The organism is Roseospira navarrensis, from assembly GCF_009601025.1.
GTDB classification, from domain to species: Bacteria; Pseudomonadota; Alphaproteobacteria; order Rhodospirillales; family Rhodospirillaceae; genus Rhodospira; species Rhodospira navarrensis.
In genome coordinates, this window is sequence record NZ_WIVE01000021.1 from 35526 (window position 1) to 59867 (window position 24342).

The following is a 24342-nucleotide window of genomic DNA, read 5'->3' on the forward strand; positions in this document are numbered from 1 at the left end:
GGGTGTATCCCGCAGACCGGAAACGTTCTAAAAGACGGCAATAATCGTTCGTGCCCGCGATTGGGCGGCCGGCGCCCTGGGGCCCCGAGGGGGGCTGCCCCGGGGCGCCGCGCCGGAGAGGGGTTGGATCGCGGGGGTCTGCTGAGGAGAAAGGACAAGTCCCCATGACGCAGAAAAACACCGTCACCGTGACCGACAACCGCACCGGCGCGTCCTACGAGCTTCCGATCATCGACGGCAGCGTGGGCCCCAGCGTGGTGGACATCCGCAAGTTCTACGCCGAGACCGGGATGTTCACCTATGATCCCGGCTACACCTCGACGGGAAGTTGCGAGTCCGCCATCACCTACATCGACGGCGACCAGGGCATCCTGCTGCACCGGGGCTACGCCATCCAGGACCTGGCCCAGAACTGCTCGTTCCTGGAGGTGGCTTACCTGCTGCTGCACGGCGAACTGCCGAACCGGCAGGAATTCGAGACCTTCGAGAACGCCATCACCATGCACACCATGGTGCACGAGCAGATCCACAAGTTCCTGGAAGGCTTCCGCCGCGACGCCCACCCGATGGCGGTCATGTGCGGCATCGTGGGCGGTCTGGCCGCATTCTACCACGACAGCACCGACATCACCGACCCGCACCACCGGATGATCGCCTCGCACCGGCTGATCGCCAAGATGCCGACCATCGGCGCCTGGGCCTACAAGTACTCCATGGGTCAGCCGCTGATGTACCCGCGCAACAATCTGCGCTACGCCAGCGACCTGTTGCAGATGATGTTCGCGGTCCCCTGCGAGGACTACGTGGTCAATCCGGTGCTCGCCAAGGCCATGGACCGCATCCTGATCCTGCACGCCGATCACGAGCAGAACGCCTCCACCTCGACGGTGCGCCTGACCGGCTCGTCCGGGGCCAACCCGTTCGCCTGCATCGCGGCCGGCATCGCCTCGCTGTGGGGTCCGGCCCACGGCGGCGCCAACGAGGCGGTGCTGAACATGCTGAACGAGATCGGCTCCGTGGACCGGGTCAACGAGTGCGTCCAGCGCGCCAAGAACAAGGACGATTCGTTCCGCCTGATGGGCTTCGGCCACCGGGTCTACAAGAACTATGACCCGCGCGCGAAGATCATGGCGCAGACCTGCCACGAGGTGCTGGAGGAACTGGGCGTCAAGGATCCGCTTCTGGACGTGGCCATGGAGCTGGAGAAGATCGCGCTGGAAGACGACTACTTCGTCGAAAAGAAGCTGTATCCCAACGTCGACTTCTACTCCGGCATCATCTTCCGGGCCATGGGCATCCCCACTTCGATGTTCACGGCCATCTTCGCCATTGCCCGCACCACCGGCTGGGTGGCGCAGTGGAACGAGATGATTACCGACCCGGCGCAGAAGATCGGCCGGCCGCGCCAGTTGTTCACCGGCGCGACCCAGCGCGACTTCGTGCCCTTCGACAAGCGCTAGGCCCGACCGCAGGCCCGACCCCCCGCCCCGGAGATCGAGGACGTCTCCGGGGCGGTGTCGTGTCCGGCGGGCGCCCGCGCGGATCCGCGCGATTGGGGCTATCGTCCCACCCTGGGGCTGCGGTAAGAGTTCCTCCCGACGGTCAGAAAAGAGGCACGGTCCGCGTTCCGCGCGGGCCGCCGCAGGGAGGTCCTGAACATGCCAGAGCTTCGGTCCCGCACCACCACCCACGGCCGCAACATGGCCGGCGCGCGCGGTCTGTGGCGCGCCACCGGCATGACGGATGCCGACTTCGGCAAGCCGATCGTGGCGGTGGCCAACTCCTTCACCCAGTTCGTGCCCGGACACGTCCACCTGAAGGACCTGGGCCAACTGGTGTGCCGCGAGATCGAGGCCTCGGGCGGCGTCGCCAAGGAATTCAACACCATCGCCGTGGACGACGGCATCGCCATGGGCCACGGCGGCATGCTCTACAGCCTGCCGTCGCGCGAGATCATCGCCGATGCGGTCGAATACATGGTCAACGCCCACTGCGCGGATGCGCTGGTGTGCATCTCCAACTGCGACAAGATCACCCCGGGCATGCTGATGGCCGCCATGCGGCTGAACGTGCCGACGGTGTTCGTCTCGGGTGGCCCGATGGAGGCCGGCAAGGTCATCCTGGAGGGCGTGGAACGGGCCGTCGATCTGGTGGACGCGATGGTTCATGCCGCCAACCCGACCGCCACCGACGCGGAGGTGGAGGCCTACGAGCGGTCCGCCTGCCCCACCTGCGGGTCGTGCTCGGGCATGTTCACGGCCAACTCGATGAACTGCCTGACCGAGGCGCTGGGCCTGTCGCTGCCGGGCAACGGCTCCACCCTGGCCACCCACGCCAACCGCAAGGCGCTGTTCCTGGAGGCCGGCCGCCGCGTCGTGGACCTGTGTCGGCGCTGGTACGAGAACGACGACGCCAGCGTGCTGCCCCGCCATGTGGCCGGATTCGCCTCGTTCGAGAACGCCATGCGCCTGGACATCGCCATGGGCGGGTCCACCAACACGGTCCTGCACCTGCTGGCGGCGGCGCGCGAGGGCGAAATCCCCTTCACCATGGCCGACATCGACCGGCTGTCGCGCGAGACGCCCAACCTGTGCAAGGTCGCGCCCGCGATCCAGAACGTCCACATGGAGGATGTCCACCGCGCCGGCGGCATCATGGGCATCCTGGGCGAGCTGGACCGCGCCGGACTGCTCGACACCTCGGTGCCCACGGTGCACGCCGCCACCATGGCCGAGGCGCTGGCCCAGTGGGACGTGGTGCAGACCCATGACCAGACCGTGCGCGACTTCTACCGCGCCGCCCCCGGCGGGGTGCGCACGACCGAGGCGTTCTCGCAAAGCCGCATGTACACCGAACTGGACGTGGACCGGACCGGCGGCGTCATCCGCGACGGCGCGCACGCGTTCTCGAAGGATGGCGGTCTGGCCGTGCTGTTCGGCAACATCGCCGAGCGCGGCTGCATCGTGAAGACCGCCGGCGTGGACGAGTCCATCCTGCGCTTCTCCGGCCCCGCCGTGATCTGCGAGAGTCAGGACGAGGCCGTGGCCAAGATCCTGGGCGGTGAGGTGACGAAGGGCGATGTGGTCGTCATCCGCTACGAGGGCCCCAAGGGCGGCCCCGGGATGCAGGAGATGCTGTATCCGACCAGCTACCTGAAGTCGATGGGCCTGGGCAAGGACTGCGCCCTGGTCACCGACGGCCGCTTCTCCGGCGGCACGTCCGGCCTGTCCATCGGTCACTGCTCGCCCGAGGCGGCGGCCGGCGGCGGGCTGGCGCTGGTGGAACCGGGCGACATCATCGACATCGACATTCCGGCGCGCACCATCGGCGTGCGCGTGGACGCGGCCGAACTGAAGCGCCGCCGCGCCGCCATGGAGGCCCGGGGTGCGGCGGCCTGGCGGCCGCTGGACCGCCGGCGCGTGGTGTCGCCGGCGCTCAGGGCCTATGCGGCGCTCACCACCAGCGCCGACATGGGCGCGGTGCGCGACGTCTCGCAGGTGGAGCCGGGCGGCCCGAACGCGGGCGCGCCCGAGGCCCCGATGACTGCCGGAACCACCGCCGCGACGCAGGAGGCTTGAGACCCCATGGCCTATCTGAACTGGACCAGCGACCTGGAAACCGGCATCGAGGTGGTGGACCGGGATCACAAGATGCTTGTGGACCTGCTCAACCAGGCGCACGACTGCATGGGCGCCGAGGAGGAGCCCGCCACCCTGGGCAGCGTGCTGAACGCGCTGATCGACTACACCGCGTTCCATTTCGCGCGCGAGGAACGGCTGATGCAGGCCGCCAACTATCGGGACGTGGATGCCCACCGGGACATGCACGCCGCCCTGACCACCCGGGTGCGTGAAATCCGCACCCGCTACGCCTCGGAACCCACCACCGTGAGCGCGCGGGAGGTGATGGAGTTCCTGCGCCGCTGGCTGATCGACCACATCCTGAAGCAGGACTTCCGCTACCGCGCCGACGTCATGGCGGCGCCGGACGCGGTGAAGGCCGTGGACGCCGTCTCGCTCGCCAGCCCCGCCGGGGCGCCGCCGGCGCGGGGATCGCAGGAACCCACGGCGAAGCCGGATCCCGTCGCCAGCGATCCGACGTTGGGGCCGCCCGGCATCGAGGTGCCGTTCCGCACCCTCTCGGCGCTGGTGGTGGACGACAACCCGAACTTCCGGATCATCCTGCGCACCATCCTCAAGGGTCTGGGCTGCCCGGCCATCACCCTGGTGGAGGACGCCAGCCAGGGGCTGGCCGCGCTGGATGCCGGGGAGCCGCCCGGGCTGATGCTGGTGGACTGGCGCATGCACGGCATGGACGGGCTGGAGTTCGTGCGCCGGGCCCGCGCCAAGGGCGTGGACGCGCCGGTCGTGATGATCTCGGGCTACAGCGAACCCGGCTTCGAGGACACCGCCCACGCCGCCGGCGTGGACACCTTCCTGGAAAAGCCGATCACGGCGCGCGGCCTGACCCTGGCGGTGGCGGCGGCCATCGCCGCCCGGCAGGCAACGCCCGCGTCGGAGTAGTCCGGGGGCCGGCAGGGGAACGGCATCGCTCTTCCAGGTCTTTGCAGCGGGTCGGAGACCTGCGCTCGAGGTCCTTCAGCCGCTTCGCGGCTTCAGGGTTACATCTTTTAATTGTGGTGCGTCATCCCGAGCGAGCGAAGCGAGACGAGGGATCTCGAGAGGCGGGCTCTGACGGCACGGAACGCGCCGTCCTGTTGCCGTGAGCCCGGGAGCCCGCTCCCGCCCGCCGGGGCACCGAACTCGGACGACAGGGGTGTCATGGGTCGTGTCACCGCCCGAGATCCTTCGCCGCCGATGGCGGCTCAGGATGACGCATTTCAATTTTAGGGGGGCATCCCGAGGGAGCCCCCGCGATCATCGGTCCGATGGTCGCGCGCCTTTGCGGCGACCGAAGGATCTCGTGAGGTGGGGTCCCTTCCACCGTGTCACGGAACGGCACTCCCGGTGCGGAGCCCTGCTCCCGCCCGTCCAGCCGGTTGCGTTCCCGCCCGAGTTGGGGCAATGGTGAGCGTCGGTCCCGCCGCCCGGGCGGGCGCGTCCGTCCGCCGGGGGTTCCTGCGTGCTCGACCATCGCCCGATCCTTCTGGTCATCGGCTTCCTGCTGTCCATCCTGGCGCTGGGCATGACCGTCCCGGCGTTCGTGGACTATGTCCACGACAACCCGGACTGGATGGTGTTCGTCATCTCCGGTGGGCTGACGCTGTTCATCGGCGTCTTGCTGATCCTGGCCAACCGGGCCGCGCAGCTTCGGTTCTCCATCCGCCAGGCCTTCCTGATGACGACGCTGAGCTGGGTGCTGCTGCCCGCCTTCGCGGCCGTGCCGTTCCTGCTGGCCAACCCGGACACCAGCTACACCGACGCCTATTTCGAGGCGATGTCGGGCATCACCACGACCGGCTCGACCGTCATGACCGGGCTGGACCTGATGCCGCCCGGCCTGCTGCTGTGGCGCGGCGTGCTGCAATGGCTGGGCGGCCTCGGGATCGTCATCATGGCGCTGACCGTGCTGCCCATGCTGCGCGTCGGCGGCATGCAGATGTTCAAGGTCGAGGCGTTCGAAACCCAGGAAAAGGTGGTGCCCCGCGCAGCCAGTCTCGCCAGTTGGCTGGTCGGGATCTACATTGCTCTTACGCTGATCTGGGGCCTCTTCCTGTACTGGGCCGGCATGGCGCCCCTGGATGCCGTGGTTCATGCCATGACCACCATTTCGACCGGCGGCTATTCGACGAAAGACGCCTCGGTGGGGCATTTCCGCTCGGCGGCCGTGGACTGGATCATCGTCGGGGGTATGATCGTTGGCGCCATTCCCTTCCTGCTCTTCGTCAAGGTGGTGCGGGGCAGAATAATGTCGCTTCTCCGGGATACTCAGGTGCACTGGTTCCTGGGGACCTTGGTCGCCTCGGTCGCCGTGGTCGCCTGGTGGCTGTGGCGGGACGGCGGGATGGACGCCCTCAATGCGTTTCGCTACGCGGCCTTCAACACGGTCTCGGTCATGACCGGCACCGGCTACGCCACGGCCGACTACTGGCAGTGGGGCGGCGTGGTGGGCGGCGCGCCGGTGGCCGTGCTGTTCTGCCTGACGTTCGTGGGCGGCTGCGCGGGGTCCACGTCGTGCGGGATCAAGGTGTTCCGGTTCCAGATCCTGGGGGCGATGGCCGCGATCCAGTTGCGCCGCCTGTTGCAGCCTCACGGCGTGTTCATCCCGCACTACAACAAGAAGCCGATCCAGGAGGGCGTGGCCGAGGCCGTCATGGCGTTCTTTTTCATGTACGCCCTGTCGGTCACCTTCCTGGCCATGCTGCTGGGCATGACGGGCCTCGACTACGTGACGGCGGTCTCGGGCGCGGCCACGGCGATTTCGAACGTGGGGCCGGGGCTGGGCGACGTGATCGGACCGGCGGGCAACTTCTCCACCCTGCCGGATTCCGCCAAGTGGCTGCTGTCGGCCGGGATGCTGCTCGGCCGGCTGGAGCTGTTCACGGTGCTGGTGCTGTTCGTGCCCCGCTTCTGGCGGGACTAGTCCGCCACCTCCAGGTCCGCCGGGGCGCTGTCGGCGATCTCCGTGCGGGCGTTGGGCAGGTCGTTGTCCTCCGCCCGGCGGCGCGCGGCCTCCGGCGCGAGGCCGTGGCCCCGCCAGCGCGCCAGCAGACGCGCGCGCAGCACATCCGGGTCCGCCCGCAGCATCACCGTCAGGTCCATCAGCGCCCGCAGGTCCCGCCAGGGCGGCCGGTCGAGCAGCAGATAGTTGCCCTCCACCACCACCACCCGGACGGCCGGATCGATGACCCCGGCGCCCGCCACGGCCAGATCGCGCGCCCGGTCGAACACCGGATGCACCACGCCGCCCCCGGGCGCCCGCGCCCGCCGCAGCAGGTGGAGCAGCCCGTCGGCGTCGAAGGTCTGAGGCGCGCCCTTGCGGGCCAGCAGCCCGCGCGCCCGCAGCACCGCGTTGTCCAGGTGGAAACCGTCCATGGGGAGCAGGGTCGCCGGCGCGGCCGGACCCTCGGGCGCGGCGTTCAGGCGCGCCACCAGGGCCGCCGCCAGCGTGGACTTGCCCGCCGCCGGCGGTCCGGCGAGGCCGACCACGACGCGCGCGGGTCCCGCCGCCCGCAGCGCGGGCAGGGCGTGGATCGCCATGACCACGCGGTCCAGCGCGGACGGGTGGGGTTCGGGCGCGGCCGTCACGAGGGAAGGGGGCCGCCGGGTCAGCGGAACTGGTTGTAGCTCTTGACCAGCTCGGTCAGGGTGACGCCGATCTTGTCGCCCTCGGTAATGACCACTTCGCCGCGCGCCACCAGGATGTCGTTGGCGAAGATCTCCACCGGCTCGCTGGTCTTGCGCTCCAGTTCGACCACGGCGCCGCGCCCCAGCTTCAGAAGCTGGTTGACCCGCAGGTTGGCCTTGCCGAGGACCACGGCGATTTCCACCGGGACGTTGTAGACCGCCTGCTTGCGATCCTTGGTGCTGGGCTCGCTGGCCATGTCCGGAGTCCCGTCCTGGCGACAGTGGGAAGGAAAATGCGCGCATCACGCGCCGACTCGGTGGCGTGCCGGAACGCTCCACCATAGCCGCCCGGGGGCCGCCCGGGGGCCGCCTCTTTGCGCGGCACGATCGGCAACAGAATGCCCCGCAAAGAGTTAACGTCCCATTAGCACGGAAACCGCCGGACTCCCGCGCCCGTCCGCCCCGGGGCGGGCCATCCACCTGCAGCGGCATCGCCGATCCGCTGTACACCAGTGCCCGAACGGTGCACTCTGATGCTCAAGTATTCCCCAGGGGGCCTGGGCAACACCAAAACGACCGAACAGGAGGCTGAGATGGAGGGCTCTTCCGAACGCGGTATATCCCCGGTGCAGGTCGATGACCGCCGGGCGTTCCCGCGCTGGCAGTTGTTCGACACCGCCACGTTGATCCTGGAAACGCAGTTCGATGTGCAGTGCCCGTTGCGCAACGTGTCGGGATCCGGTCTGGCGGCCGAAACGTCGCTGCATCCGATGGTGGGTGACGAGGCCGTGATCTATGTGCGCTCGCTGGGCCGGTTCGCCGCGCGGGTCGCCCGCGTGGCGGACGATCATGTGGCGTTCCGGTTCCTCCTCAGCGACCAGCGGCAGATGATCCTGCTGCACCGCCTGGAACAGCGGCTGATCTCGCAGGCCGCGCACGACGAGCACCCGACCGGCCCCGCGGACTCCCCGTTTGCCGAAACCCGGCACTGATCCGGGCATCAGTGCTCGGACATCGGTGCTCGGACTAAGCCGCGGCCGAACGCGCCCCGGTGTCGTTGGCGGTGGGGATCTCGCCGTCCAGACGCCGCAGCCGGAACCGCAGATAGCGCCACAGCGCGCCGGCGAACAGCCGGCCGAGCCGCCCGTGCGGCGCCAGCCCGGCCGCCTTCAGCACCATGGCGCTGCCCCGGTCGATATGGCCCGAGCGGTAGTGCCGGAAGGCCCGCGCGGCATAGGCCCGGCTGCTGGCGGCGCGGTCATAGGGCCGGTCCGGCGTGTTGGCGCAGTGGTAGGCGAAGGCCAGCTCGTCGTCCTCGCTCTCCTGCATCCGGGAGACGGCCACCAGGAACCGCCGCCGGCGCGAGATGTTCTCGCGGTCCAGGTAGCGCTTCAGGGTGCTGTAGAACAGCTTGTAGTGCCGGAACTCGTCCCCGGCGATGCGCCGACAGATCTCTTTCAGCACGGGCTCGTCCACCGCATCGCGCAGGGCGGAATAGAAGCTTGATGTGCCGGTCTCGACGATGCAGCGGGCGACCATCTCCCCGCTGCGGGAGCCGCGAATGGAGGCCTCGACCTCGGTCGGGATCACGTAGCCGTTCACGAAGCGCCCGAAGGCGTCCTCGAAATCGAAATCGGGGTCGGCCAGCTCCGCCCACCGGCCGAGCGCATCGCCGTGCCGCACCTCCTCTTCCGCCCAGGTTTCGGCCTTGGCGCAGAACTCGGGGTCGTCCCGGAAGACGTTGCACAGGTACTTGGAGTAGTGTCCGCTGTTGCGTTCGGTCAGCGCCGCCGCCTTGATGATCCGCGTCAACTCGGGGTCCACGCGCGACGGATCGAACGCATCCCAAGGGATATCGTCGAGTGTCCAGTGAGACATGATCCCCACCATTGTGGAAGGAAGGCCGGTGTGATGGAGGCGGCGCAGAGCCGCCGCCCGGAGGTCCGCTTGGTGCATGATATAGGGATCGACGCACGGCCCGGCAAAGGGTTCCCGGGCCATTCCGCAGCGTTGGAGTGGCGATCCGGGCTAGAAGGCGTCCGGATGCCCCGCCAGAGCGCGCGCCTCGGCCGGGCTGACGCCGGACTCGCGCAGGGTGCGCAGGGCGCGGGCATTGTCGCGCTTGGCGAGACGACGGCCCGCCTCGTCGGTCAGCAGGCCATGGTGGTGATAGGCCGGCGTCGGCAGGGTCAGCAGCGCCTGCAGCAGGCGATGGACGTGCGTGGCCTCGAACAGATCCCGGCCGCGCGTCACCAGGGTGATCCCCTGGGCCGCGTCGTCCAGCGTGACGGCCAGATGATAGCTGGTGGGGATGTCCTTGCGGGCCAGGACCACGTCGCCGAACAGGGCGGGCCGGGCCGCCTGTGGGCCCGCCGCCGCGTCGTGCCACGACAGCGGGCCGCCCACGCGGGCCAGCGCGGCCGCCATGTCCAGGCGCAGGGCGTGGGGCGCGCCCGCCGCCAGGCGGTCGGCCACGTCAGCCGGGTCCAGGGCGCGGCAGGTGCCGGGGTACAGCGGCCCGTCCGGGCCGTGCGGCGCCGAGGGACTGGCCGCGATCTCGGCCTGAATGTCCTTGCGCGTGCAGAAGCAGGGATAGAGCAGCCCCGCCGCCCGCAATCGATCGAGCGCGGCGGCATAGTGGTCCATGTGCCCGGACTGGCGCCGGACCGGCGTCTCCCAGGTCAGGCCGAGCCAAGCCAGGTCCTCCAGGATCGCGGCCTCGTATTCGGGGCGGCAGCGGCCGGCGTCGATGTCCTCGATCCGCACCAGGAATCGCCCGCCCGGCCCCGCCGCCGCCAGGCGGGCCGCGAACAGGGCCGAGTGGGCGTGCCCCAGATGCAGCAGGCCGGTGGGGCTGGGCGCAAAGCGGGTGATGCGCTCGCCCGGGGGGGCATCGGCGCCAGATCCGCAAGAGTCCGTGAGGGCCATGGGGAAACTGTCATGAAATCGTGATGGTTTTTTGTCCGGGACTGCTGTAAACGGTCTACATCTAGTCCGCAATGGTGCGGTCGTGACCGAACCTGCCCCTCTCCGGCTGCGTCCGGCGGCGTGCATCGGCCCCACGACGAGAAGGGGACCAGCGACGGGGACGGATTTCGGGCGGCCGGCCATCCAGCCGGAGGACCCTGCGTCGTGGAGTCGGTGCCGCCCCATGCCCCTGCCCTGGTCCTGAACGCGGACTATCGTCCGCTCAGCTATTTCCCGCTGTCGCTCGTCCCCTGGCAGGAGGCGATCAAGGCCGTCTTCCTCGACCGCGTCAACGTGGTCTGCGAATACGACCGCGTCATCCACTCGCCCAGCCTGGAAATCCGCCTGCCCAGCGTGATCTCGCTGAAGCAGTTCGTGAAGACGGCCCGCATGCCCGCCTTCACGCGCTTCAACGTGTTCCTGCGCGACCGCTTCACCTGCCAGTATTGCGGCCAGCGCTTCCCCACGCATGACCTGACGTTCGATCATGTGGTGCCGCGCTCGTGGGGTGGGCGCACCACCTGGACCAACGTCGTCACCGCCTGCAGCGCCTGCAATCTGCGCAAGGCCAACCGGACGCCGCGCGCCGCCTCCATGCCGCTGAAGACGCCGCCCCGCGCGCCGGACCACTTCGCGCTGCAGGAGGTCGGCCGAGCCTTTCCGCCGAACTACCTGCATGAAAGCTGGCGCGACTATCTGTACTGGGACTCCGAACTGGACCCCTGGTAGGGCATGGCGCGTCTGTGGGTCATCGGCAACGTCAACGCGGACGAGGTGGTGCATCTGGATGCGCCGCCCTGGCCCGGCGCGCACATCGCCGGACGGCCGGGCGGCGAGCGCCTGGGCGGCGGCGGCGCCAACGGCGCGGTGGCGCTGGCGCGCGCCGGGCACGCGGTCACGCTGCACGCCTGCGTCGGCGACGATGCCACCGGCGCGGCGATGGTGGCGGCCTGCGGGGCGGAGGGCCTGGACGTCTCCGGCCTGCGGCGGCTGCCGGGCCGCGCCACCAGCCGCCCCCTGATCCTGATCGACCCCGACGGCGAGCGCACGCTGATCGCGCGGCGCACCGTCTCGACCGCCGACCTGGACCCGCCGCCCGCCGATGACGGCCGCGTGGCCGGCCTGCTGGTCAAGGCGGCCTCGTCGGCGCTGGTGCCGCTGATGGCGGGACTGACGGCGCGGGGCGTGCCGGTGGTGGCCCATGCCCCGCCGGCGTCGATGGCGTCCTGGCCGGCCACCGTCTGGGTGACCTCGGAGAGCGAGCCCTCGGCGCTCGATCCGGCCGCCCCGTGGGCGTCCGCGCGCGCCCGGGCCGGCGCGGCCCTGCGCTGGGTGGTGGTCACGCGGGGCGCGGCGGGCGCGACCGCTTTCGGTCCCGACGGGGCCGAGGTCACCGGACCGGCCGCGCCGGTGGCCCGCGTGGTGGACACCACGGGGGCCGGGGACGTCTTCGCCGCCGGCCTGTTGCACGGTCTGACCGAGGCCGGCGGCGACCGGATCGCCCCCATCCTGGACCTGGCCGCGCATTGGGCGGCGCGCGCCGTCGCCACCGACGGGTCCATTCCCCCGGGCGATCTATGCGGGCCGGGCGTTTTACCTGCGGGCGACCCGTGAGCATTTCGGCGAACTTGCGGCAACCGAAAGTCCGAGCGACCGACTATGTAACCAGAAAATAAACGGCACCCATGAACATTATATTGAGACATGCCTTGTAATGAATGGCGCCGGATCGAATAGCAAAAGTGGCATTCAGTAGTAAAAAAGTTCTTTCGCCGTGCTATTGCCTGCGTTTTTCTGCCCCAGTTCAGGCCCCTCGGCCCGGAACCCCGGTTGACTCTCGCCCCCGGCCCGTCTAGGGTTTTCACAGTCAATCAGAACGTTTCAGGAATATTGATCGGGTCGTCCTGGTGTCGTCCCCTCGGGCCCCGCGCGTGGTCGAGGCGACCGGATGGGCTCGCGGACGTTCGGGGGGGGGCGTTCAGACGGAGGGCCACCGTGCCAAGAACGCCACAAGATAAGGGGCAGAGCCTTTGAGCAAGACAGACAAGCTGGTCGTCCGGAACCTGTTCAAGGTGTTCGGCGACCATCCGGATCAGGCCATGGACCTGTACCGACAAGGCCTGGACAAGGCCGCGATCTTCGATCGCACCGGCATGACGCTGGGCGTGGTGGATGCCAGCTTCACCGTGCGCGAGGGCGAAATCTTCGTCGTCATGGGCCTGTCCGGCTCGGGCAAGTCCACGCTGGTGCGCATGCTGAACCGGCTGATCGACCCGACGGCGGGCGAGATCATCGTGGACGGCAGCGACATCGCGAAGATGAAGACGCGTGAACTGACCGAGTTCCGCCGCAAGTACATCAGCATGGTGTTCCAGTCCTTCGCGCTGATGCCGCACCTGACGGTGCTGCAGAACACGGCCTTCGGTCTGGAACTGTCGGGGGTCGTCACGGCCGAGCGCGAACAGCGCGCCATGACCGCCCTGGAACAGGTCGGGCTCGCCGCCAACGCGCAGAGCTACCCCAACGAGCTGTCCGGCGGCATGCAGCAGCGCGTGGGTCTGGCCCGCGCGCTGGCCAACGATCCGTCGATCATGCTGATGGACGAGGCGTTCAGCGCCCTCGACCCCTTGATCCGCAGCGAGATGCAGGACGAACTGGTGGCCCTGCAGGAAGAGCAGAAGCGCACCATCGTGTTCATCTCGCACGACCTGGACGAGGCCATGCGCATCGGCGACCGCATCGCCATCATGGAAGGCGGCCGCGTCGTGCAGGTGGGCACGCCGGACGAGATCCTGAACAACCCGGCCGACGACTACGTGAAGTCGTTCTTCCGGGGCGTGAACGTCAGCAACGTGCTGACCGCCGGCGACGTGGCCGTGAAGCAGGATGTCATCATGGTCGAGCGCGATGGCACCGTGCGCGCCGCCCTGCAGCGCATCGGCCGGGCCGGGCGCGACTTCGCCTATGTGGTGGACAGGCGCCAGCGCTATCACGGCGTGGTGTCGGTGGCCTCGCTGGAGGCGGAGTCCCATACGCCCCATCCGGACCTGCACAACGCGTTTCTGCCCGGCGTCGAACCGATCCGGGCCGACACCAGCATCGGCGAGATCATCGGTCTGGTGGCGCAGGCCCCCTGCGGCCTGCCCGTTCTGGACGAGGCCGGGGTCTACAAGGGTGTCGTCTCGCGCGCCCTCTTGCTGGAAGCATTGAACCGGGAGGGCGCCGAGAATGGCTAAGCAGATGACGGAAACAGTCGTGGCCCAGGACAGCGGCAGCGCCGACCCGTGGGCCAGCGGGGGCGCGGGCTCCGCCACCCCCGATCAGGGCGGCGGCGGCGCGGCCAGCGACCCGTGGGGCGGCGGCGGCGCCGCGCCCGCCCCGGGCGGAGGGGACAGCACGGGTACGGACTGGCTGAGCCAGGCCGCCCCGGCCGAACCCGATGCCGCCTTCAACATTCTCCATCCGTTCCAGGATGCCGTGATCCCGCTGGAAGGCTGGGTGGAGACGTTCCTGGACTTCGTGGTCAGCGAATACCGCTGGGTGTTCCAGTCGATCCGTCTGCCGGTGGACTACGTCCTGAGTTCCATCGAGGCCATGCTGACCTCGGTGCCCGCCCCGATCATGCTGGTGCTGATCGCGCTGCTGGCGTGGCAGGCGGCCGGCTGGCGCCTGGGCCTGGGCACGCTGCTCTCGCTGCTGTTCGTGGGCCTGATCGGCGCCTGGGATCAGACCATGGTGACGCTGGCCCTGGTCATCACCTCGGTGGTGTTCTGTATCATCATCGGTCTGCCCATGGGCATCTGGCTGGCCCGCAGCGACCGGGCCGTCCAGGTGGTGCGACCGATCCTGGACGCCATGCAGACCACGCCGGCCTTCGTCTATCTGGTGCCCATCGTCATGCTGTTCGGCATCGGCAATGTGCCGGGCGTGGTGGTCACCATCATCTTCGCCCTGCCGCCGGTGATCCGCCTGACCAATCTGGGCATCCGGCAGGTCCCGGGCGACTTGATCGAGGCCGCCAAGAGCTTCGGCGCCTCCAAGCGGCAGTTGCTGTTCAAGGTGCAGCTTCCGCTCGCCATGCCGACCATCATGGCGGGCGTCAACCAGACCCTGATGCTGGCGCTGTCCATGGTCGTGATCGCCTCCATGATCGCGGTGGAAGGCCTGGGTCAGATGGTGCTGCGCGGCATCGGCCGCCTCGACATGGGGCTGGCCACGGTCGGCGGCCTGGGCATCGTGCTGCTGGCCATCATCCTGGACCGCATGACCCAGGCGCTGGGCGTCTCCAAGCGCGACCGCGACAACATGGCCTGGCACGAGACCGGCCCGGTCGGTCTCGCCCGGCGCACCCTGGCCCGGCGCAAGAACACGGCGGCTTAAGTCAGAGGGGCCGCGGGGACACGGGACCCGCGCCCCCGCTCCCCCCATCCGCGCCCCCGGCCGGGGACCGACATCGGCCGGAGGCGCACCGGGGCGCTGGCCCCGCCGACCACACGGCGGCCGCCCCCTCCCCGCAAGACAAACCATTGCTATAGAACAGGAGACCGTTCCCATGACTCATCTTTCGTCCCGCCTGAGTGTGCGCGGCCTGGCCGTCGCCGCCGGCCTGTCCACCGCCCTGATGGCTGGCACCGCCCTGGCCGACAACCACATGCCGGGCGACGGCGTCACGGTGACGCCGCTGAAGTCCTCCATCGCCGAGGAAACCTTCCAGACCGTCCTGGTCATGAAGGCCCTGGAGGAGCTCGGCTACGAGGTCGAGGACATCAAGGAACTGGAATACGCCACCGCCTACGTGGCGCTCGGCAACGGCGACGGCACCTTCCTCGCCGACGGCTGGTTCCCGCTGCACACCGACTTCTTCGCCGAAGCCGGCGGCGAGGAGAAGCTGTACCGCGAGGGCACGTATTCCCCGGGCGCCCTGCAGGGCTACCTGATCGACAAGAAGACCGCCGACGAACACGGCATCACCAACGTGGGCCAGTTCACGGACCCGGAGATCGCCAAGCTGTTCGACACCAACGGCGACGGCAAGGCCAACCTGACCGGCTGCACGCCGGGCTGGGGCTGCGAGAAGGTCATCGAGCATCACATGGATGCCTATGAGCTTCGCGAAACGGTGACCCACAACCAGGGCTCCTACTCGGCCCTGATCGCCGACACCATCACCCGCTATGAGCAGGGCGAGTCGGTATTCTACTACACCTGGACCCCGTACTGGGTCTCCGGCGTGCTGGTGCCGGGCGAGGACGTGGTCTGGCTGCAGGTGCCGTTCTCGTCGCTGCCGGGGGCCCGCGAGGACGTGGACACCTCGCTGCCGAACGGCGCCAACTACGGCTTCCAGGCCAACAGCCAGTATATCGTCGCGAACCGCGACTGGGCCGAAGCCAACCCGGCGGCCGCCAAGCTGTTCTCGATCATGCAGGTCTCGGCCAACGACATCAGCGCGCAGAACCTGAAGATGCGCGATGGCGAGGACAGCGAGGAAGACATCAAGCGTCACGCCGATGCCTGGATCGCCGGTCACCAGGAGACCTGGAACGGCTGGCTGGAAGAAGCCCGCGCCGCGGCTGAGTAAGCCCGAGCGGGGCCAGACCCACGGTCATTCCGCATGACCACGGGATCGGGGCGGGATCCGGGAGACCGGGTCCCGCCCTTTTCTTTGGACAGCCCCCCTCTGGACGGCACGGGGCGCACCAAAAAAACGGGCGTTCCGACACATCGGAACGCCCGCGCAGTCTGTCCAGGTAAGGGATGCAGAGGACCCTGCCCCCTGAGGGGCAGGAGCCGGGGACCTTGTGGCAAGGCCCCCGTCCCGGTCCAACCACCATCGGGGCCACCGCGATACGCTCTTGGATGCGCGACCGAAGCATTTGACCCGGTTCCGGTCGACGCCACGAGGCCGTATCTCACTGACGAACCCAGTCTAGCAAAGTCAGGCCCTTTGGACAGGGGCGCATCCGGGTGTCATCCATTGTTGACACACGGCTATCGAAAGGCGCAGTCGGGCCCCTCCCTTCGAAGGAAAACCGGCCCCCGTGTCCCGCCCCCCGCCGCCGGCTGGAGACAATGGCCCCGATCCCCGCCCTGTGTTACCGTCACGTGACCGTGTGACGTCGCGTCACGCCGCGTCACGCCGCGTCACGCCGCGTCTCTGCGGCCGTCGGGACGCCCCGGGCACGGCGGGACCGGCGCGGGCTCGACTGGCAGAAGGGCGGCCTCTTGAAACCCAAGGACTTCAAGCACTGGCGCAAGGGCATCATGCGGATGTCCCAGAAGGAGGCCGCCGAGGCCCTGGGCCTGAAGCGGCGGATGGTGCAGTACTACGAGAAGGGGGAGCGCGACGGCGACTCCATCGACATCCCCAAGACCGTCCGCCTGGCCTGTTTCGCTCTCGCCCAGGGGGTGACGGACTACCACGGCCCCGATGAGGGCCCGCGCGGCGTGCCGCCGGACCCGGTCGCCGGCACGGTGCCCGCGCCCGACGAGGTGGCCGGCAAGAAGAAGCGCAGGAAGCCCGCGCGGACGGCGGCCGCGCCGGAGGGTGTCGCCGCCCCCGATCCGTCGGACGACGCCCCGGCCCGCGCCACCGCCGAGGCCGCCGCATCGGAGACCTCCTGAGGGGGACTTGGGGACCATGCGCAGCCCGCTCGCCGCTGCGGCGCTGTTCGTCCTGACCGCCTGGGCCGCCTGGATCGGGCACGGCATGGCGACCCTGAGCGGGGCCGTCCGGCAGACCGCCCGCGCCGCCGTGACCGTCGCGGCTCCGGATGTCCGGGGCGCGGCCGTCACCGATCTCGACATCGCCCACGGGGGCTGGAGCGCCGTCGTGGACACGGAGGCGGGCGGTCATCTGGTGACCGGACGCTATTCCATGTTCGGGTGGGGCGTCCCGGCGCCGGTGCCGATCGGCGGGTGAGTCACACTCACCCGCCTCTGGTATGAGACCGCGCCCGCGCGCCGCACAATGCACCTTTCACCCGGAGCCCGCCCGCGCTATGGTGCTGCCGTCGCGCGCCACCCCGGGTGGCGGGCGCGTTCCGTCATTCCCGGTCCCGCACGCGGATCAACCCCCCTAAGACGAAGCCGATGGCCCGACGCAGACAACTCTATGAAGGCAAGGCAAAGGTCCTGTTCGAGGGCCCCGAACCCGGCACGCTGGTCCAGTACTTCAAGGACGACGCGACCGCCTTCAACAATCAGAAGAAGGGAACCATCACCGGCAAGGGGGTGCTGAACAACCGCATCAGCGAATACCTGATGCAGCGGCTTCAGGAAATCGGCGTGCCGACCCACTTCATCCGCCGGCTGAACATGCGCGAACAGTTGGTGCGCGAGGTCGAGATCATCCCCATCGAAGTGGTGGTCCGCAACATCGCCGCCGGTTCGCTGGCCAAGCGCTTCGGCATCCAGGACGGCACCGTGCTGCCCCGCTCCATCGTCGAGTATTACTACAAGAGCGACGAGCTGGGCGATCCCATGGTGACCGAGGAGCACATCACCGCCTTCGGCTGGGCCGCCATCCAGGACCTGGACGAGATGATGAGCCTCGCCCTGCGGGTCAACGACTACCTGTCGGGCCTGTTCCTGGGCATCGGCCTGAAGCTGGTGGACTTCAAGCTGGAGTTCGGCCGCGTCTACGACGACCAGACCGACGAGATGCACCTTGTGCTGGCCGACGAGATCAGCCCCGACAACTGCCGCCTGTGGGACGTCAAGACCAACGAGCGCCTGGACAAGGACCGCTTCCGCCGCGACATGGACGGGGTCGAGGAAGCCTATCAGGAGGTGGCCCGGCGACTCGGCATCCTGCCCGAGGGCGGCCCCCGCGACATGCAGGGTCCGTCGGTGCTGCAGTAGGGCCGCCGCCCACCCGTTCCCATCGCTCGCAGAGATTGCCCGCACACATTGGAGGATCCGCCCCGTGAAGGCGCGCGTTCATGTCACGCTCAAGCCCGGCGTGCTCGACCCCCAGGGCAAGGCCATCGCCCACGCGCTGCAGGCGCTGGGCTTCGACGGCGTCAACGAGGCCCGCCAGGGCAAGGTGATCGAGCTGGATCTGGCGGATGACGTCGCCGGCGACCCGGAGGCCGTCCGGGCGCGCGTGGACGACATGTGCCGCAAGTTGCTGGCGAACACCGTGATCGAAACGTACCGGATCGACCTGGACGCCTGACGGGCGCCCGCGCCGTCCTCCCCCTCGCCTTGACACCCGCCGTCCCCCTCCCGCACGCTTGCGCCCTGGACGCAATTGCATGTCCTCGGAGAAGGGAGGGGTCCCCATGACCGTGCCGGGTCGTCTCGGCCGTGCCGCGCTGGCGGTCGGCCTCACCGCGCTCTTCGCCACGGGCCTTGCCCCCATGGCGTCCCCCGGCGCGGCCCGCGCCCAGAGCGCCGCCGAGCCGGCCCGCACCGTGCTGGTGCTGGATGCCTCCGGGTCCATGTGGCAGCAGATCGCGGGCGGCCACAAGATCACGGTGGCGCGCGAGGTGGTGGGCGAGCTTCTGGGCACGCTGCCCGAAGACCAGACCCTCGGCCTGTGGGCCTATGGCCACAACCGCAAGGGCGACTGCAGCGACATCGAGGAACTGGTGCCCGCCGGCACGGGCAACCGCGACGCCATCCGCGCCGCCGTCGAGGGCCTGAACCCCAAGGGCAAGACCCCTCTGTCCGATGCCGTGCGCCGCGCCGCCGAGGCCCTGCGCTACGAGGAGAACGCGGCCACGGTGGTGCTGATCTCCGACGGCCGCGAGACCTGCGACCGCGACCCCTGCGCCGTGGCCAATGCGCTGGAGGCCGCCGGCATCGACTTCATCGCCCATGTCATCGGCTTCGACGTCAACGCGTCGGAGGATCAGGCCCAGTTGCGCTGTCTGGCGGAAAACACCGGCGGCACCTTCCGCACCGCCGACGACGCCGGCTCGCTGAAGGATGCGCTGGTCGAGGTGACGGCCGCCCCCGCGCCGACACCCGCCCCCGAACCGGCGCCGGAGCCCGAACCGGCCGCGCCCCAGGTCACCCTGACCGCGCCCGCGACCGCGCCGGCGGGGTCCCGTGTGCCCGTCTCGTGGGACCCGACGGTGGATGCACGCGACTATGTGACCATCGTCCCGATGGGCACCCCGGACGACGAGGTGGGCAACTACAAGCGCGCCAGCGACCGCAACCAGGAGGTCGCGGTTCAGGCTCCGGCCGAGCCGGGCCTGTACGAGGTCCGCTATGTGGCGCAGGACGGCCGCCAGGTGCTGGGCCGCGCGCCGCTGGAACTGACCCGGGCCGCCGTGACCCTGACCGCGCCCGCGACCGCACCGGCGGGCTCGCGCGTGCCCGTCTCGTGGGACCCGACCGTGGATGCCGGCGACTATGTGACCATCGTGCCCATGGGCGCGCCCGAAGACGAGATCGGGAACTACAAGCGCGCCAGCGACCGCAACCACCAGGTTGCGGTTCAGGCTCCGGCCGAGCCGGGCCTCTATGAGATCCGCTATGTGCTGAACGAGGGCCGGCGCGTGATGGGCCGCGCGCCGCTGGAACTGACCAACGCCGCCGTGACCCTGACCGCGCCCGAGACCGCGCCGGCCGGGTCGCGCGTGCCCGTCTCGTGGGACCCGACCGTGGATGCCGGCGACTACGTGACCATCGTGCCCATGGGCGCGCCCGAAGACGAGATCGGGAACTACAAGCGCGCCAGCGACCACAACCAGGAGGTCGCGGTTCAGGCTCCGGCCGAGCCGGGCCTCTATGAGATCCGCTATGTGCTGAACGAGGGCCGGCGCGTCATGGGCCGCGCCCCGCTGGAACTGACCAGCGCCGCCGTGACCCTGACGGCCCCCGAGACCGCGCCGGCGGGCTCTCGCGTCCCCGTCTCGTGGGACCCGACCGTGGATGCCGGCGACTATGTCACCATCGTGCCCATGGGCGCGCCCGAGGACGAGATCGGCCCCTACAAGCGCGCCAGCAGCCGCGATCAGGAGGCGCAGGTGGAGGCTCCCAGCGAACCCGGGCTGTATGAACTCCGCTACGTCCTGAACGAGGGCCGCCGCGTCCTGGGCCGCACGCCGCTGGAGGTCGTGCCGCTGTCCGCCACCATCACGGCCCCGGGCGAGGTGGTGACCGGGGCGGCGCTGGATCTGTCCTGGCAGGGACCGGGCCGCCGGAACGACCGGGTGGAGATGGTGCCGGCCGGTGCGGCACCCGACGCCGCGCCGCTGGAGCAGACTCGCGCCGACCGGGGCGACAGCGCCCGATTCACGGCGCCCGACGACGCCGGGACCTATACCCTGCGCTATCGGCTGGGCGAGACGGGCGCGATCCTGGGCCGCGCCGAGGTGTCGGTGATCTCCGTCGCCGCCTCGCTGACCGCGCCGGACACGGCCGCGCCGGGCGCGACCATCCAGGTGCGGTGGACCGGCCCGGGCGGGGCGCAGGATCGCATTGCCGTCGCCGCGCCCGATCAGGGGCCGTTCCAGTGGCTTGGGGCGGCCAGCGTGCGCACGGACGAGGGCGACGGGGTCGCCCTGACCCTGCCGGGCACGCCCGGGGCCTATGAACTGCGGTATGTGGACGTCGCCAACCAGGCGGTCCTGGCCACCCGCCCGATCACGGTGGAGTGACCGTCCGGAGGGGGGCGACACGGCGGCGAATTGCGGGTATACAGCGGCCATTCATCACGCCCCCTTCGATCCGCCCTTGCCTGCGAGAGCCCCACCCGTGAAGTCCGCCGTCATCGTCTTCCCCGGCTCCAACTGCGACCGCGATGTGGCCGTCAGCCTGGAGCGCACCACCGGCCACGCCCCCCTGATGCACTGGCATGGGGACTCTGCCCTGCCCGAGGACCTGGATCTGATCGTGATCCCGGGCGGGTTCTCCTACGGCGACTACCTGCGCTGCGGCGCCATGGCCGCCCGCGCCGCCGTCATGCCGGCGGTGCGCCGCGCGGCGGACCGGAGCGTCGCCGTCCTGGGCATCTGCAACGGCTTCCAGGTGCTGTGCGAGACCGGCCTGCTGCCCGGCGCGCTGATGCGCAACCGCGACCTGCGCTTCCTGTGCAAGGACGTGTATCTGCGGGTCGAGACCACGGACACGATCTTCACCAGCCACTACGGCCCGGGTCAGGTGATCCGCATCCCCATCGCCCATCACGACGGCAACTACGTCGCCGACCTGCCGACCCAGTGCATGCTGGAGGACGAGGACCGCGTCGTCTTCCGCTACTGCGACGCTGGCGGCAAGACCACGGACGAGGCCAACCCCAACGGCTCGCTGGACAACATCGCCGGCATTCTCTCAGAGGAGCGGAACGTGCTGGGCCTGATGCCCCACCCCGAACGCCTGGCCGACCCCCGCCTGGGGGGCACCGACGGCCAGCCCCTGTTCGCCTCGCTGCTGGAGGCGCTGTCGTGACCGAGATCACCCCCGAGATCGTCGCCGAACACGGCCTGAGCCCGGACGAATACGACCGCGTGCTGGAGATCCTCGGCCGCGAACCCAACCTGACCGAGCTGGGTATCTTCTCGGTCATGTGGTCGGAGCACTGCTCCTACAAGTCCTCCAAGAAGTGGCTGAAGACGCTGCCCACATCCGCGCCCTGGGTGATCCAGGGCCCGGGCGAGAACGCGGGCGTGGTGGACATCGGCGACGGCCTGACCGCCGTCTTCAAGATGGAGAGCCACAACCACCCCAGCTTCATCGAGCCCTATCAGGGCGCGGCAACCGGCGTCGGCGGTATCCTGCGCGATGTGTTCACCATGGGCGCCCGCCCGGTCGCCAACCTGAACGCGCTGCGCTTCGGCGCCCCAGACCACCCCAAGACGCGCCACCTGATCTCCGGCGTGGTCGCGGGCATCGGCGGTTACGGCAATTGCGTGGGCGTGCCCACCGTGGGCGGCGAGGTGAACTTCCACCCCGACTACAACGGCAACATCCTGGTCAACGCCATGACCGTGGGCATCGCCCCCGCCGACCGCATCTTCTATTCCAAGGCGAGCGGGGTCGGGAACCCGGTGGTCTACGTGGGCTCCAAAACCGGCCGCGACGGCATCCACGGGGCCACCATGGCTTCGGCCGAGTTCACTGCCGAGTCCGAGGAAAAGCGCCCCACCGTCCAGGTCGGGGACCCGTTCACCGAAAAGCTGCTGATCGAGGCCTGCCAGGAGCTGATGGCCACCGACGCCATCGTGGCGATCCAGGACATGGGGGCGGCCGGGCTGACCTCGTCGTCGTTCGAGATGGCCTCCAAGGGCGGGCTGGGCGTGGCCCTGGCGCTGGACCGCGTGCCCATGCGCGAAGCGGGCATGACGCCCTACGAGCTCATGCTCTCGGAAAGCCAGGAACGCATGCTGATGGTGCTGGAGCCGGGCAAGGAGCCCCTGGCCGAGGCCATCTTCCGCAAGTGGGACCTGGACTTCGCCGTCATCGGCCACCTGACCGACACCGGCCGCATGGTGCTGACGTGGCACGGCGACACCGTGGCCGACCTGCCCATTGATCCGCTGGCCGAGGCCGCGCCCGAGTACGACCGCCCCTGGACGCCCACACCGACCCAGGCGGTGGTGGATGCCGCCGTGGTGCCCGAGGTGCCCTGGACCGAGGCCCTGCCGACCCTGATGGGCTCGCCGGATCTGGCCAGCCGGCGCTGGATCTGGGAGCAGTACGACCACATGGTCATGGGCGACACCGTGCAGCGCCCCGGCGGCGACGCGGCCGTGGTGCGCATCCACGGCACGGATCGGGGGCTCGCCATGACCACCGACTGCACGCCGCGCTACGTGCGCGCCGATCCCGTCATGGGCGGCCGTCAGGCGGTGGCCGAGGCGTGGCGCAACCTGACCGCCGTCGGCGCGCGGCCGCTGGCCGTCACCGACAACATGAACTTCGGCAACCCGGAAAAGCCCGAGATCATGGGCCAGTTCGTCGGCGCCTGCCAGGGTCTGGCCGAGGCCTGCCGGGTGCTGGACTTCCCCGTCGTGTCGGGCAACGTCAGCCTCTACAACGAGACCGAGGGCCGCGCCATCCCGCCCACGCCCACCATCGGCGGGGTGGGGGTGATCGCGTCCCTGGACCGCATGGCGACCGTGGCCTTCAAGGCGCCGGGCGAGGCGATCCTGGTCGTCGGCGAAACCACCGTGCCGCGCGAGGGCGGCGGCTGGCTGGGCCAGAGCCTGTACCTGCGCGAACTGTGCAACCGGGAAGTGGGCGCGCCGCCGCCGGTGGACCTGGAGCACGAACGCGCCGTGGGCGATGCCGTGCGCGACCTGATCGAGGCCGGGCGGGTGAGTGCGTGCCACGACGTCTCGGACGGCGGGCTGCTGGTGGCGGTGAGCGAAATGGCGCTCGCCGGGGACCTCGGCGCGACGCTGGAGGGGCTGGCGGAGACGCCGGCCGCCCTGTTCGGCGAGGACCAGGGCCGCTATGTGGTGACCGTCCCGGCCGATCAGGTCGAGGCGGTGCTGGCCGACCTGGGCCCGCTGGCGCGGCGCATCGGCACGACGGGCGGCGCGGGCGCCGCCGCCACGATCACGCTTGGCGATGCGTCCGTGCCGCTCTCCGCCCTGCGCGAGGCGCACGAGGGCTGGCTGCCGGGGGTGATGGGGGCGTAGGAAGCGCCCCGTAGGGCGGCTTCGCGTCACCGGCGCAAGCCGCCATATGCGGCACCGCTGCGCTGGCCCAGTCGGGCCGACTGCATCCGACAAGTCCCGATGTGTCGAATGCGGTACCACTTCCTGAACCGAGGTGCCAAGCACAAGGGATCGGGCAATGGTGTTCATTCTCCACGAAGACTCAAACGAGACACACAGTTACAGCATTGAGGCGCTCGATGGCGACCGAAAGAAGGTTAAGCCTGTTGACATGTCACCCGATGGCGGAGTCCCGCTAACCGAGACCTGCTACAGTCAAGGACGCGCCCTTGAGGCGGAGCACATGCCGACTAGAATTAGAATTGGAGGGCCCAAGAGAAAACTGAATGATGTAATTGGTGGATTTGGTTCATTTCTTGTCTGCAAAGAATTCAAATCAATTATTGAGGAACTTGAGCCGGGTGTTCATCAGTTAAGGCTTATCCCTTTGCTTCCGGCGCGATCAACATATCGTAGGAGATTGGGCCTTTGGTGGTGGCGATGCCCAGGAG

The 24342-nt window shown here is 69.4% G+C and carries 21 protein-coding genes; 17 read left to right on the plus strand and 4 right to left on the minus strand.

Features of this window, described 5'->3' with window-relative positions:
• Positions 1-164 precede the first annotated feature (164 nt).
• From GHC57_RS08450 to GHC57_RS08465, 4 genes are all read left to right on the plus strand, one after another.
• Positions 165-1460: a citrate synthase gene (locus tag GHC57_RS08450; protein ID WP_153343150.1), complete on the plus strand. Its 1296-nt coding sequence runs from the start codon at positions 165-167 to the stop codon at positions 1458-1460.
• 198 nt (positions 1461-1658) lie between these two features.
• Positions 1659-3578: a dihydroxy-acid dehydratase gene (gene ilvD / locus GHC57_RS08455; protein ID WP_153343152.1), complete on the plus strand. Its 1920-nt coding sequence runs from the start codon at positions 1659-1661 to the stop codon at positions 3576-3578.
• A 6-nt stretch (positions 3579-3584) separates the two neighbouring features.
• Entirely contained in the window at positions 3585-4523 is a 939-nt protein-coding gene (locus GHC57_RS08460; RefSeq protein ID WP_153343153.1) for a bacteriohemerythrin, read from the plus strand.
• Positions 4524-5082: 559 nt separating this feature from the next.
• Positions 5083-6543 (plus strand): TrkH family potassium uptake protein, encoded by a 1461-nt coding sequence (locus tag GHC57_RS08465; protein ID WP_343031143.1) that lies wholly within the window; start codon positions 5083-5085, stop codon positions 6541-6543.
• On the opposite strand, the gene GHC57_RS08470 is transcribed toward GHC57_RS08465, so the two are convergent.
• Together GHC57_RS08470 and fliN are read right to left on the minus strand one after the other, a co-directional pair.
• Complete coding sequence (locus tag GHC57_RS08470; protein ID WP_211369153.1) at positions 6540-7208, minus strand: nucleoside/nucleotide kinase family protein; 669 nt, start codon at positions 7206-7208, stop codon at positions 6540-6542. The genes GHC57_RS08465 and GHC57_RS08470 overlap by 4 nt on opposite strands.
• A gap of 20 nt (positions 7209-7228) precedes the next feature.
• Positions 7229-7504 (minus strand): flagellar motor switch protein FliN, encoded by a 276-nt coding sequence (gene fliN, locus GHC57_RS08475; protein ID WP_153343155.1) that lies wholly within the window; start codon positions 7502-7504, stop codon positions 7229-7231.
• 336 nt (positions 7505-7840) lie between these two features.
• Between fliN and GHC57_RS08480 the strand changes: the two genes are divergently transcribed.
• Complete coding sequence (locus GHC57_RS08480) at positions 7841-8239, plus strand: PilZ domain-containing protein (RefSeq protein ID WP_211369154.1); 399 nt, start codon at positions 7841-7843, stop codon at positions 8237-8239.
• Positions 8240-8273: 34 nt separating this feature from the next.
• Here the strand turns inward: GHC57_RS08480 and GHC57_RS08485 are convergent, their stop codons facing one another.
• Both GHC57_RS08485 and gluQRS read right to left on the minus strand, forming a co-directional pair.
• Positions 8274-9125: a ferritin-like domain-containing protein gene (locus GHC57_RS08485; protein ID WP_153343157.1), complete on the minus strand. Its 852-nt coding sequence runs from the start codon at positions 9123-9125 to the stop codon at positions 8274-8276.
• 150 nt (positions 9126-9275) lie between these two features.
• Entirely contained in the window at positions 9276-10175 is a 900-nt protein-coding gene (gene gluQRS, locus GHC57_RS08490; protein ID WP_153343158.1) for a tRNA glutamyl-Q(34) synthetase GluQRS, read from the minus strand.
• 204 nt (positions 10176-10379) lie between these two features.
• Between gluQRS and GHC57_RS08495 the strand changes: the two genes are divergently transcribed.
• From GHC57_RS08495 to purL, 12 genes are all read left to right on the plus strand, one after another.
• Positions 10380-10943 carry an HNH endonuclease gene (locus GHC57_RS08495; protein ID WP_170294765.1) on the plus strand — a complete coding sequence of 188 codons (564 nt, stop codon included), beginning with the start codon at positions 10380-10382 and terminating at the stop codon, positions 10941-10943.
• Between the two features lie 3 nt (positions 10944-10946).
• On the plus strand, positions 10947-11828 hold the full coding sequence (locus tag GHC57_RS08500) for a carbohydrate kinase family protein (protein WP_153343159.1): 882 nt from the start codon (positions 10947-10949) through the stop codon (positions 11826-11828).
• A 416-nt stretch (positions 11829-12244) separates the two neighbouring features.
• Positions 12245-13450, plus strand: a complete 1206-nt coding sequence (proV, locus tag GHC57_RS08505; RefSeq protein ID WP_153343160.1) for a glycine betaine/L-proline ABC transporter ATP-binding protein ProV — start codon at positions 12245-12247, stop codon at positions 13448-13450.
• A complete protein-coding gene (gene proW / locus GHC57_RS08510; RefSeq protein ID WP_246152215.1) occupies positions 13443-14594 on the plus strand; it encodes a glycine betaine/L-proline ABC transporter permease ProW in 1152 nt (383 codons plus the stop codon). The genes proV and proW overlap by 8 nt, the downstream gene beginning before the upstream one ends.
• Before the next feature lie 172 nt (positions 14595-14766).
• Positions 14767-15792, plus strand: a complete 1026-nt coding sequence (gene proX, locus GHC57_RS08515; RefSeq protein WP_153343161.1) for a glycine betaine/L-proline ABC transporter substrate-binding protein ProX — start codon at positions 14767-14769, stop codon at positions 15790-15792.
• A 644-nt stretch (positions 15793-16436) separates the two neighbouring features.
• Positions 16437-16835, plus strand: coding sequence for a helix-turn-helix domain-containing protein (locus tag GHC57_RS19525; RefSeq protein WP_211369155.1), 399 nt, complete (start codon positions 16437-16439; stop codon positions 16833-16835).
• Between the two features lie 16 nt (positions 16836-16851).
• The gene (locus tag GHC57_RS08525; protein WP_153343162.1) at positions 16852-17133 is read left to right on the plus strand and encodes a hypothetical protein; all 282 of its coding nucleotides are present in this window, start codon (positions 16852-16854) and stop codon (positions 17131-17133) included.
• 170 nt (positions 17134-17303) lie between these two features.
• On the plus strand, positions 17304-18074 hold the full coding sequence (purC, locus tag GHC57_RS08530; RefSeq protein ID WP_153343163.1) for a phosphoribosylaminoimidazolesuccinocarboxamide synthase: 771 nt from the start codon (positions 17304-17306) through the stop codon (positions 18072-18074).
• A 64-nt stretch (positions 18075-18138) separates the two neighbouring features.
• Positions 18139-18390: a phosphoribosylformylglycinamidine synthase subunit PurS gene (purS, locus tag GHC57_RS08535; protein WP_170294766.1), complete on the plus strand. Its 252-nt coding sequence runs from the start codon at positions 18139-18141 to the stop codon at positions 18388-18390.
• A gap of 106 nt (positions 18391-18496) precedes the next feature.
• Positions 18497-20827 carry a vWA domain-containing protein gene (locus tag GHC57_RS08540; protein ID WP_170294767.1) on the plus strand — a complete coding sequence of 777 codons (2331 nt, stop codon included), beginning with the start codon at positions 18497-18499 and terminating at the stop codon, positions 20825-20827.
• 97 nt (positions 20828-20924) lie between these two features.
• Positions 20925-21617, plus strand: coding sequence for a phosphoribosylformylglycinamidine synthase subunit PurQ (gene purQ, locus GHC57_RS08545; protein WP_170294768.1), 693 nt, complete (start codon positions 20925-20927; stop codon positions 21615-21617).
• On the plus strand, positions 21614-23812 hold the full coding sequence (gene purL / locus GHC57_RS08550) for a phosphoribosylformylglycinamidine synthase subunit PurL (protein WP_170294769.1): 2199 nt from the start codon (positions 21614-21616) through the stop codon (positions 23810-23812). Before purQ ends, purL begins: the two co-directional genes overlap by 4 nt.
• Positions 23813-24342 lie beyond the last annotated feature (530 nt).

Excerpts from the sequence above, each read along its gene's own strand:
- GHC57_RS08540 (WP_170294767.1), top strand. The coding sequence starts at position 18,497 with ATGACCGTGCCGGGTCGTCTCGGCCGTGCCGCGCTGGCGGTCGGCCTC.
- GHC57_RS08480 (WP_211369154.1), top strand. The coding sequence starts at position 7,841 with ATGGAGGGCTCTTCCGAACGCGGTATATCCCCGGTGCAGGTCGATGAC.
- gluQRS (WP_153343158.1), bottom strand. The coding sequence starts at position 10,175 with ATGGCCCTCACGGACTCTTGCGGATCTGGCGCCGATGCCCCCCCGGGC.
- GHC57_RS08525 (WP_153343162.1), top strand. The coding sequence starts at position 16,852 with ATGCGCAGCCCGCTCGCCGCTGCGGCGCTGTTCGTCCTGACCGCCTGG.
- GHC57_RS08500 (WP_153343159.1), top strand. The coding sequence starts at position 10,947 with ATGGCGCGTCTGTGGGTCATCGGCAACGTCAACGCGGACGAGGTGGTG.
- proX (WP_153343161.1), top strand. The coding sequence starts at position 14,767 with ATGACTCATCTTTCGTCCCGCCTGAGTGTGCGCGGCCTGGCCGTCGCC.
- GHC57_RS08450 (WP_153343150.1), top strand. The coding sequence starts at position 165 with ATGACGCAGAAAAACACCGTCACCGTGACCGACAACCGCACCGGCGCG.
- fliN (WP_153343155.1), bottom strand. The coding sequence starts at position 7,504 with ATGGCCAGCGAGCCCAGCACCAAGGATCGCAAGCAGGCGGTCTACAAC.
- ilvD (WP_153343152.1), top strand. The coding sequence starts at position 1,659 with ATGCCAGAGCTTCGGTCCCGCACCACCACCCACGGCCGCAACATGGCC.
- purC (WP_153343163.1), top strand. The coding sequence starts at position 17,304 with ATGGCCCGACGCAGACAACTCTATGAAGGCAAGGCAAAGGTCCTGTTC.
- GHC57_RS08460 (WP_153343153.1), top strand. The coding sequence starts at position 3,585 with ATGGCCTATCTGAACTGGACCAGCGACCTGGAAACCGGCATCGAGGTG.
- proW (WP_246152215.1), top strand. The coding sequence starts at position 13,443 with ATGGCTAAGCAGATGACGGAAACAGTCGTGGCCCAGGACAGCGGCAGC.
- GHC57_RS08485 (WP_153343157.1), bottom strand. The coding sequence starts at position 9,125 with ATGTCTCACTGGACACTCGACGATATCCCTTGGGATGCGTTCGATCCG.